Source organism: Mesorhizobium sp. M1A.F.Ca.ET.072.01.1.1 (assembly GCF_004023325.1).
Classification (GTDB): domain Bacteria; phylum Pseudomonadota; class Alphaproteobacteria; order Rhizobiales; family Rhizobiaceae; genus Mesorhizobium.
The window spans coordinates 1-8744 of the sequence record NZ_RZSF01000286.1; the positions used below are offsets into that span (position 1 = coordinate 1).

The 8744-nt window shown below is 64.0% G+C and carries 8 protein-coding genes and 1 pseudogene; 5 read left to right on the forward strand and 4 right to left on the reverse strand.

Annotation, left to right across the window (positions count from 1 at the left end; translation table 11 throughout):
- Positions 1–551: MFS transporter (locus EOA32_RS28695; RefSeq protein WP_128373510.1), on the forward strand; the 551-nt coding region annotated here is incomplete at its 5' end.
- 181 nt (positions 552–732) lie between these two features.
- On the opposite strand, the gene carA is transcribed toward EOA32_RS28695, so the two are convergent.
- Positions 733–1935: a glutamine-hydrolyzing carbamoyl-phosphate synthase small subunit gene (carA, locus tag EOA32_RS28700; protein ID WP_095832368.1), complete on the reverse strand. Its 1203-nt coding sequence runs from the start codon at positions 1933–1935 to the stop codon at positions 733–735.
- A 271-nt stretch (positions 1936–2206) separates the two neighbouring features.
- On the opposite strand from carA, the gene EOA32_RS28705 reads away from it, so the two are divergent.
- Positions 2207–2656, forward strand: a complete 450-nt coding sequence (locus EOA32_RS28705; protein WP_128373511.1) for a GatB/YqeY domain-containing protein — start codon at positions 2207–2209, stop codon at positions 2654–2656.
- A 9-nt stretch (positions 2657–2665) separates the two neighbouring features.
- Here EOA32_RS28705 and EOA32_RS28710 read toward each other — a convergent pair whose 3' ends face one another.
- Positions 2666–3655 (reverse strand): hypothetical protein, encoded by a 990-nt coding sequence (locus tag EOA32_RS28710; protein ID WP_095781339.1) that lies wholly within the window; start codon positions 3653–3655, stop codon positions 2666–2668.
- A 294-nt stretch (positions 3656–3949) separates the two neighbouring features.
- Here EOA32_RS28710 and EOA32_RS28715 point away from each other — a divergent pair.
- Positions 3950–4660 (forward strand): annotated as a pseudogene (locus tag EOA32_RS28715) (DNA helicase).
- A gap of 52 nt (positions 4661–4712) precedes the next feature.
- Complete coding sequence (locus EOA32_RS28720; protein ID WP_066994598.1) at positions 4713–5270, forward strand: GNAT family N-acetyltransferase; 558 nt, start codon at positions 4713–4715, stop codon at positions 5268–5270.
- A 27-nt stretch (positions 5271–5297) separates the two neighbouring features.
- Here EOA32_RS28720 and EOA32_RS28725 read toward each other — a convergent pair whose 3' ends face one another.
- Positions 5298–5687, reverse strand: coding sequence for a DUF983 domain-containing protein (locus EOA32_RS28725; protein ID WP_245322256.1), 390 nt, complete (start codon positions 5685–5687; stop codon positions 5298–5300).
- A 105-nt stretch (positions 5688–5792) separates the two neighbouring features.
- On the opposite strand from EOA32_RS28725, the gene EOA32_RS28730 reads away from it, so the two are divergent.
- Positions 5793–7169 carry a PLP-dependent aminotransferase family protein gene (locus EOA32_RS28730; RefSeq protein ID WP_189407442.1) on the forward strand — a complete coding sequence of 459 codons (1377 nt, stop codon included), beginning with the start codon at positions 5793–5795 and terminating at the stop codon, positions 7167–7169.
- A 25-nt stretch (positions 7170–7194) separates the two neighbouring features.
- Here the strand turns inward: EOA32_RS28730 and EOA32_RS28735 are convergent, their stop codons facing one another.
- A complete protein-coding gene (locus tag EOA32_RS28735) occupies positions 7195–8376 on the reverse strand; it encodes an MFS transporter (protein ID WP_128373513.1) in 1182 nt (393 codons plus the stop codon).
- Positions 8377–8744: the final 368 nt, after the last annotated feature.

Here is an 8744-nt window from a genome sequence, read left to right on the forward strand (position 1 = left end):
GGTCATTCGTTTCAAGCTACCGTTATGGCTGGAACGAGCAGCAGATCGGCTTCTCCCTCGGCGCCTTCGGCCTTTGCGGCGCGATCGTCATGGCGACGGTGCTGCCCCGTGTCATCCCGAAGCTCGGCGAGTGGAGCACCGCTGCGATCGGCCTGACCTTCACCGTGCTCAGCGCCTTTGGCTACGCGTTTGCGACGCAGGGTTGGATGATCTACGCGGTGATCGTCGCCGGCTGCCTGGAAGCGCTCGCCGACCCGCCATTGAGGAGCCTTGCGGCCGCCAAGGTGCCGCCTTCGGCGCAAGGCGAATTGCAGGGCGCGATGACCTCGATCTTCTCGATCACCTCGATCATCACGCCGCTGCTTTATACGGCGATCTTTTCCTGGTTCACCGGCCCAAGCGCGCCGGTAGAGTTCGGCGGCGCGCCCTATGTGCTCGGCGCGGTTTTCCTCACATTGGCCGTGATCGTCTTCGTGACGAAGGTCGCCAAGCCGACACCGAAGGAGGTCGAGCGGATGCACGCGCAGGAAGCGGTGACCGACGCGGCTTAAGGCGTGTTGATAGCCGGGTGATGCCGGCCTGTTAAATGACGGCTTCCTGCGCTTCCAGTGCGCACGACCCAAAAGTACGGTCCGCTCCGGTTCTCGGACCCCGCCCAGTGTGGTCGCTCCGCGCCCGTCTTCGACCGCGGCTCCGCCTGACCCCGAATCGCCTTGGACTGGGCGCTTTGAGCTAGGCGCGCTCGGCCAGCGTCGGCTCGCCGCGCCGCTCGCGAATGAGATTGACGAAGCGGCGGAAGAGATAGTGCGAATCCTGCGGGCCGGGTGAGGCCTCGGGATGGTGCTGGACCGAGAACACCGGCCGGCCAGTCAGCGCGATGCCGCAATTCGAGCCGTCAAACAGCGAGACGTGGGTTTCCTCGACGCCTTCGGGCAGCGAGTCCGCGTCGACGGCGAAGCCATGGTTCATCGAGACGATCTCGACCTTGCCAGTTGTGTGGTCCTTGACCGGATGGTTGGCGCCGTGATGGCCCTGATGCATCTTCTCGGTCTTGCCGCCGAGCGCCAGCGCCAGCATCTGGTGGCCGAGACAGATGCCGAACACCGGGAGATCGGTTTTCAGCAGGTTCTGGATGACCGGCACGGCATATTCGCCCGTCGCTTCCGGATCGCCGGGGCCATTGGACAGGAAGATGCCGTCCGGCTGTATGGCTAGGATCTCTTCCGCGCCGGTCTTGGCGGGCACGACGGTGACCTTGGCGCCGAGGCCCGCGAGCAGGCGCAGGATGTTTCGCTTGACGCCATAGTCGATGGCCACGACATGCAGCGACGGCTCGTCCTGCTCGCCGAAGCCTTTGTTCCAGGCCCAGGGCGTCTCGCGCCAGACCGAGGATTGACCCGAGGTGACCTCCTTGGCGAGGTCCAGCCCGATAAGGCCCGACCAGGCGGCGGCGCGCCGCTTCAGGTCGTCGAGGTCGAAAACGCCATCCGGTGCATGGGCGATGACGGCATTGGGCATGCCTTTCTCGCGGATCAGCACCGTGAGAGCGCGAGTGTCGATCCCCGAAAGCGCGACGATGCCGCGCCTCTTCAGCCATTGATCGAGATGCCCGGCTGCCCGGTAATTGGAGGGGTCGGTGACATTGGCCTTGAAGATCGCGCCGACGGCGCCCGCGCGGGCAGCCGGATGCAAATCCTCGATATCCTCGCTGTTGGTGCCGACATTGCCGATATGCGGGAAGGTGAAGGTGACGATCTGGCCGGCATAGGAGGGGTCGGTAAGGATCTCCTCGTACCCGGTCAGGGCGGTGTTGAAGCAGACTTCGGCGACCGCCGATCCGGTGGCGCCGAGGCCGCGGCCTTCGATCACCGTGCCGTCGGCGAGCACCAGAAGGGCGGTCGGCTTTTCGGTGGCCCAAGGGGCGGTCGTGGCCATGGCGGCACTCCTAGAGGCGGCTTCCGGATCATCCCGTTGCAGGGGACGATCCGCGCAGCAAACGACGCGCGGCGGCGAATTCGCGAGCCTGCGCGCAACCAAAGTTTCAGTTCATGCGAGGCTCAGTACATAGGGGATAGCGCCAAAGCGGTCAATGACGCTTCCTCCGAGCGGAATCGATTTGTTTAGCCGAGCAAAATCAATGGTTTGCGGCGATTTGCCTTGAGCGTCCGGCGAAGCTATTGTCCGCCGCGATCGAAGGAGAAGCATCATGCGCGAGAAAATCGCCGAATCCATGAAGAGCGCGATGAAGGCGCAGGACAAGCATCGGCTGCCGACGCTCAGGCTGATCCAGGCCGCCATCCACGACCGCGACATCGCCAATCGCGGCGCGGGCAAGCCGGCGGCGAGCGAGGAAGAGATCCTGCAGATCCTTTCCAAGATGGTGAAGCAGCGCGAAGAATCGGCCAAAGCCTTCGAGGACGGCAAGCGGCCGGAACTGGCGGCGCAGGAGCGCGGCGAGATGGAGATCATCCGCGAGTTCCTGCCGGCACAGCTCGAGGATGTGGCGATCACGGCGGCGGCGCGCGAGGCGATCGCGGCGACGGGTGCCGCCAGCCAGAAGGACATGGGCAAGGTGATCGGCGCGCTGAAGCAGAAATATGCCGGCCAGATGGATTTCGCCAAGGCGAGCGCCATAATCAAGGGGCTGCTCCAGTAGAAGACCGGCTCAGTTCTTGCAGATCGGCACCGGCTGCGGCGGCGGTGCCGGATGGTCTTTCTTGTACAGCGCGATTATCGGCTCGAGGGTCTTCTTCGGCCAGAACTTCGGAGAGCCGATTTCCTTCAGGCAGGATGCGTTCCAATAGACGCCCGCAGCCGACAGCGCTTGGCCGGCGGCCTTTGCGCGCGCCACAGCGGCGATGTCGCGCGATTCAGGATAGATGTAGAGCGTGGTCGGGTTGTTCTTCACCAACGGGATGATCTGCTCGGCATCGGCCGGCGACCAGCTGGTGCAGCCATTGCTGCGGCCGCCGGCATAATTCACCAGCTTGCCGAACGGGACGAAGCCGTCATGGTCGGCGTAGGAGCTGTTCGGATCTTTCCGCAGGCACATGCCCCTGAGCAAGGCTGCCGGATGGCCGCCGATCACGCGCTGCCTGGCGTTCGCCGCTTCGCCTTCGCCATCGAACTGGATGAAGGTACGCATGAACACCGCGTTCTGCGCACCGACGCGATAATAGCCCTTGAAGGACGTCTTGGTCTCGGCGGTCATGTAGGCTCCGCCTGCCGTCAGCTCCGAGTCCATCGCGTTGCCGAAGTTTTTCGCGCAACGCCTGCCATTGGAGAAATCGGCAACGCCTTTGAGATTGCGACCGCCGCCATGGCCCGAAGAAACCGCTCGAAAGAGCTGCTTGGCCTCGCAGATGATATAGTAGCGTTGGCCAAGCACACTGTTGCCCAGGTCGCCGGGCCGCGTTGCATCCATGGCGAAGTAGCAGGGGTTGCTGACCGAACCTTCACTGACCTTCTTCTGGTAGAGGGCGCGCGCCCGCTCCAGCACGACCTGCGAGATCTGACCTTCGTTGTCGCCGACATGGCGCTGCAGCCAGTCCGGAATGTTCGATGGGCGCAACGCCGCGAACGAGCCGACCGATGCCGTCAGAGCGGCGAGGACGAAGAGGACGGCGGCACCAAGCGGAACAGATATCAACCGCACCGGATTAATCCCCCCTCGAACTGGTATCGCTTGTGGTGAATCACCTGCGCCAATCATAAGAGCATAGCGCCGATGGGCGAAACACTTCTTGTGTCTAGTGCGATCTGCCGAAGCTGGCGCATCTGCGATTTTCGACAGGCAAGAAGTTGGCTACTATCTGATTCCGGCGCGCCCACGCCTCCTCCCTCCGTTGGGAAAGCATTGTTCATGCAGGGCATTCGATCGCTAAACCGACTGTTCGAGCATCGGCATAAGGAGGGATTGCGAAGACTGCTCGCAATAGGAGGTTTTTTGATGCGGCTTTCCGCACCCGTCTATCATCTGAAGCGCCAGGCGAGGTTGCTGTCGCGCAAGGAAAATGTTCCCCTTCATGAGGCGCTTGACCGCATGGCCTTCAAGGAAGGCTTTGGCAGCTGGAGCCTGCTTGCGGCGAAAGCCGCCGAGGCCGCACCCGCCGGGAGGCTGCTGGCGCAACTGATACCCGGCGACATGGTCCTCGTTGCGGCCCGGCCGGGTCAGGGCAAGACGCTGATGAGCCTCGAACTCGCCGTGGCGGCCATGAAGCAGGGCAGTCGCGCCGTATTCTTCACCCTGGAATACATGCATGCCGATATCCTCGACCGGTTCCGCGACATCGGCGTCGACCCTGCCGTTTTCGACCATCTGTTCGAGTTCGACAATTCCGACGCCATCAGCGCCGCCTACATCATCGAGGCGTAAGGGTCGGCGCCGCGCGGCACGCTGGCGGTGATCGACTATCTGCAACTGCTCGACCAGAAGCGCGAAGATCCCGAGCTCATGGTCCAGATACGCGCCCTGAGATCATTTGCCCGGGAACGCGGGCTGGTGCTGGTCTTCATCTCCCAGGTCGACCGGTCATACGATGCGTCCAGGAAGCCTTTTCCCGACCTTGACGATGTCCGGCTGCCGAACCCACTCGATTTATCGCTCTTCGACAAGATGTGCTTCCTCAACAAGGGCGAAATCCGCTTTCAGTCAGCTTGAGGGCGATCCTGACCGGGGCTATGCCTGCCGATCTCGCAAAGGACACGGCTTCATGGTCGAACTCGTCAAACCAGCGCTCGAGCATCTGCCATCCTACAAGGCGGCGCTGGAGCGCGGCTGGTCGCCGGACAATGTGCGGCTGCTGGAGGCTACGCGCGAGCAGCTCGAGGCCATTGAAGAAGATCCGGTGGCATTTCTCGCCGACCTGGACGACCCCGAGGCGAAAGGGTCGCCGATCGCGCTGCCGGACGGCACGACAGTGCCGCGTCTGCCGGGCTTCCGGCGCTGGATCTGGGACGGCGAGGCCGCCGGCTCGATCGGGCTTCGCTGGCAGAAGGGCACGTCGGCACTGCCGCCGCACGTGCTCGGCCACATCGGCTATGCCGTGATGCCATGGAAGAAGGGGCGCGGCTATGCCACCGAAGCGCTGCGGCTGATGCTTCACGAGGCAAGGGCGGTCGGTCTCGACTATGTCGAGATCACCACGGATCTCGACAATCTTGCATCCCAGAAGGTGGTGCTCGCCAATGGCGGCATTCTCGTCGGGCGGTTCGCCAAAGTCGCCGCCTATGGTGGCGCGGAGAGCCTCAAGTACCGGATCGACCTTTAGGTCTCAAGGCAAGCGAACTTGAGAACCTTATTCGCCGGGCCTGGCCAGTCTTCCTTCTGCGGCCTTGTAGTAGAACTGGCTCGCGACAAGCCAGCCTTTCAGCGGCCTGAGCGGCGGAATGCAGGTCGCAAGGATGATCGGCACCGAAACGAAGGCGTGGAACCACATGGATGGCTCGAACGTCACCTGCGCCCAGACGGCGAACAGGACGGAGGGCACGCAGGCAAAGCAGATGACGAAGAAGGCGGGTCCGTCGGCCGGATCGGCAAAAGAATAGTCGAGCCCGCAGACTTCGCATTTCGGCGCCAGCTTCAGAAATCCGTCGAACAGCCGGCCCTCTCCGCAACGCGGGCATCGCCCGCGGATGCCGACCCGCCAGGGTTCGAGGTGGGGATAGTGCGCGTCGTGCATGGTCATCACTCCAGGACCTCGCATGCATTCGATCGGCCTTGAGGTCACGCATACATACTAATATGATTATTGTATGCATACAATGCGACAAAATGTATGGATGCCGGTGGCATGAACAGTGAAGGGGACCTCAGCTGGCTTTCTCCCTTGGCGGAAGACTCACGACCGCTCTATCTCAAGATCGTCGAGGCGCTTGCGGCTGCCCGCTCGATCGGGCGGCTGCAACCGGGGGACAGGCTGCCGCCGCAGCGAGAGCTTGCCCGCTTCCTTGGCGTGGATCTGACCACGGTCACCCGGGCGTTCACCGAAGCCCGCCGCAGGAACCTGATCGATGCAACGACCGGTCGCGGCACCTTCGTCACCCCCGGCGAGCCGGAAGAGCCGATCCTCGATCTGAGCATGAACATTCCGCCGGCGCCTTCGGGCCTCAGCCTGCCGGCATTGATCCGGAGTGGCATCGAGGGACTGCTCAAACGTTCCAGCGCCGAAGCACTGCTTTCCTACCATCCCGGCCCGGGTTCTCCCGCCGAACGCGCCGCTGGCTCGTTTTGGCTTGCCACAGCCGGCGACAGGTTGCCTGTCGAGCGCGTTGCTGTTGGTTCGGGGGCGCAGGCGCTGCTCGCCGCCGTCCTTCTGTCGCAAACCCGCGAGGGCGATACGATCCTCACGGACGCGCTGACCTATCCCGGCCTGATCGAGCTGGCGCAGGCCACGGGGCGAAAGCTGGCTGGGGCGGGCCGCGACGATGACGGCATGCGCCCCGACTATCTGGAGGAAGCGGCGCGACGATACGGCGCCCGCGTTCTCTATCTCAACGCGACACTTCACAATCCGACCACGCTCACCATGCCGGCGGGCCGGCGCCGGGACCTGGTTCGGATGGCGGGCAGGCTTGGCCTGGTGATCGTCGAGGACGATCCCTACAGTCCACTGCAGACCACTTCAGCGCCAGCCTTCCTCAGGCTGGCGCCGGAGCGGACATTCCATGTGGCTACATTGGCGAAATGCATCTCGCCATTTCTGCGCACGGCGTTCCTGGCGGCGCCTGACGCGAAATCCGTCGAGCGGATCGCGGCGACAATCCGGGGCACCACCATGATGGCGCCGCCGCTGATGACGGGGCTCGCCTGCGAGTGGGTGCGAAGCGGCCTGGCCGGCGAGATCACCGCCGCGGTGCGTGCCGAAGCAGAGGCCAGGCAGACGATCGCGCGCAAGATCCTGCCGGCCGGTTTCGCCTCGACGGAATCAAGCCTGCATCTTTGGTATCCGCTGGATGCGCGATTGCGTTCATCGGATATCGCCGAGATCGCACGCCGTCGCGGATTGGCCCTCAGCCCGGCGGAAGAGTTCTCCGCCGGGCCCAGTGCCGCTGATGGCTTGCGGCTGGCGTTGGGTGCCGCATCCAGCCACGAAAGGCTGGAGGAGGGGCTTCACAGTTTGGTGTCGATCCTGTCGGGCGGCTCTGGCTCCTTGCGTCCTCACGTCTGAGGCGGCAGAGCGGCACGCCAAGGCTCTATTCCGCCGCAGCCGGCAACGGCGGCGTCGCCCGGCTGCGCCATTCCCAAGCCTGCGAGGCAAGCGCGACCGCCAGGGCCACCAGCATGGCAAGCGCGCCGGCGACCGGCAGGCTGCGATAGCCAAGACCGGCATTGAGCATCGCAGCGCCCAGCGAGGCAGCGAGCGCGATGCCGACATTGAAGCCCGAGGGAATCAACGACGAGGCAAGGTTCGAGGCGTCTGCCGTCCAGGCCAGGATCCGGGTCTGGATCGGCGCGCCGATGGCGAAGTTGAGGCCGCCCCATATGACGATCGCGACGATCATCGGCACCGGGTAGGGACTGACCGCATAGATGACGCCAAGCATTACCGCCTGCAGGAAAAGCATGGCGATCAGCGACGGCATCAGCTTCCAGTCGGCAAGCTTGCCGCCCAAGAGAACGCCGATCGTCGCGCCGACGCCGTTGAGCAGCAGCACAAACGGGATCAGGCTTTCGTGGAGGCCGGTGACTTCGAGCAGCGTCGGCGTGATGTAGGTGAAGAGGCCGAACTGGCCGATCATCAACATCAGCATCAGGATGAGCGAGGTCCAGACCTGCTGACGCCCCAACACGCGCACCTCGCGCGCGAGGCCGGCGGGTCGGTTGGCGGCGCCTGCCGTGCGGGGCAGCAGCGCAAGCATGGCAACGATCGCGATGACGCCCAGCGCGCACATCACCCAGAAGGTCGCCCGCCAGCCCCAGAGACCGCCGATCGCGGTGCCGGCCGGAACGCCGATAACATTGGAGACGGTCAATCCAGAGAGGATGACCGCGACCGCCCGGCCGCGCTGGTCCTCGCGCACCAGGCCGACCGCGACCACCATGGCGACGCCGAAATAGCAGCCATGCGCCACTGCAGTGGCAATGCGCAGGAGAAGCATCGAGGTGAAATCGGGCGCCAGCGCGCAAGCGGCCTGGCCAAGAGTGAAGGCAATGGTCAGGGCGATGAGCAGCGACTTTCGCGAGACCCTGCTGGTTGCGAGCGCCAGGAGCGGACCACCAACGGCGATGCCGCAGGCATAGCCGGAGACGAGATAGCCGGCGGTGGGCACGGAAACACTCAGACCCTGCGCTACCTCCGGCAGCACGCCGGCGATGACGAATTCAGTCGTGCCGAAAGCGAAGGCGGCAATGAACAGGGCAATGAGGGGCAGCATGGCGCGGACAGCGATCCTGAATGAGCTGGCCTCAAATCACGGATGGACCCTACGGGCAATGCAGAAATTGTCGATGCCGCTTTAGGTTTTCTTGACCGGGTTGGGCAGTGGTCTCGACTGGCCCTCTTCGTGCCGTACGGGCGCTCAGTCGGAGCCGTCATCAATCTCACCGTCACCTAGCCGACGGATGCGAGGATTGAACGAAGGCTAATTGTGTGCGGGCCGGTCGGTCGATGCTAGCTCGCCTTCAGCGATGCTAGCTCGCCTTCAGCCGCGAGCCGCCGAGCAGCCCGCGCTCCTCCAGCACCGGGTAGGCCATGGAGGCGAGCAGCGAATTGATCTGCTTGAGGTCGCGGATGGTGTCGAGA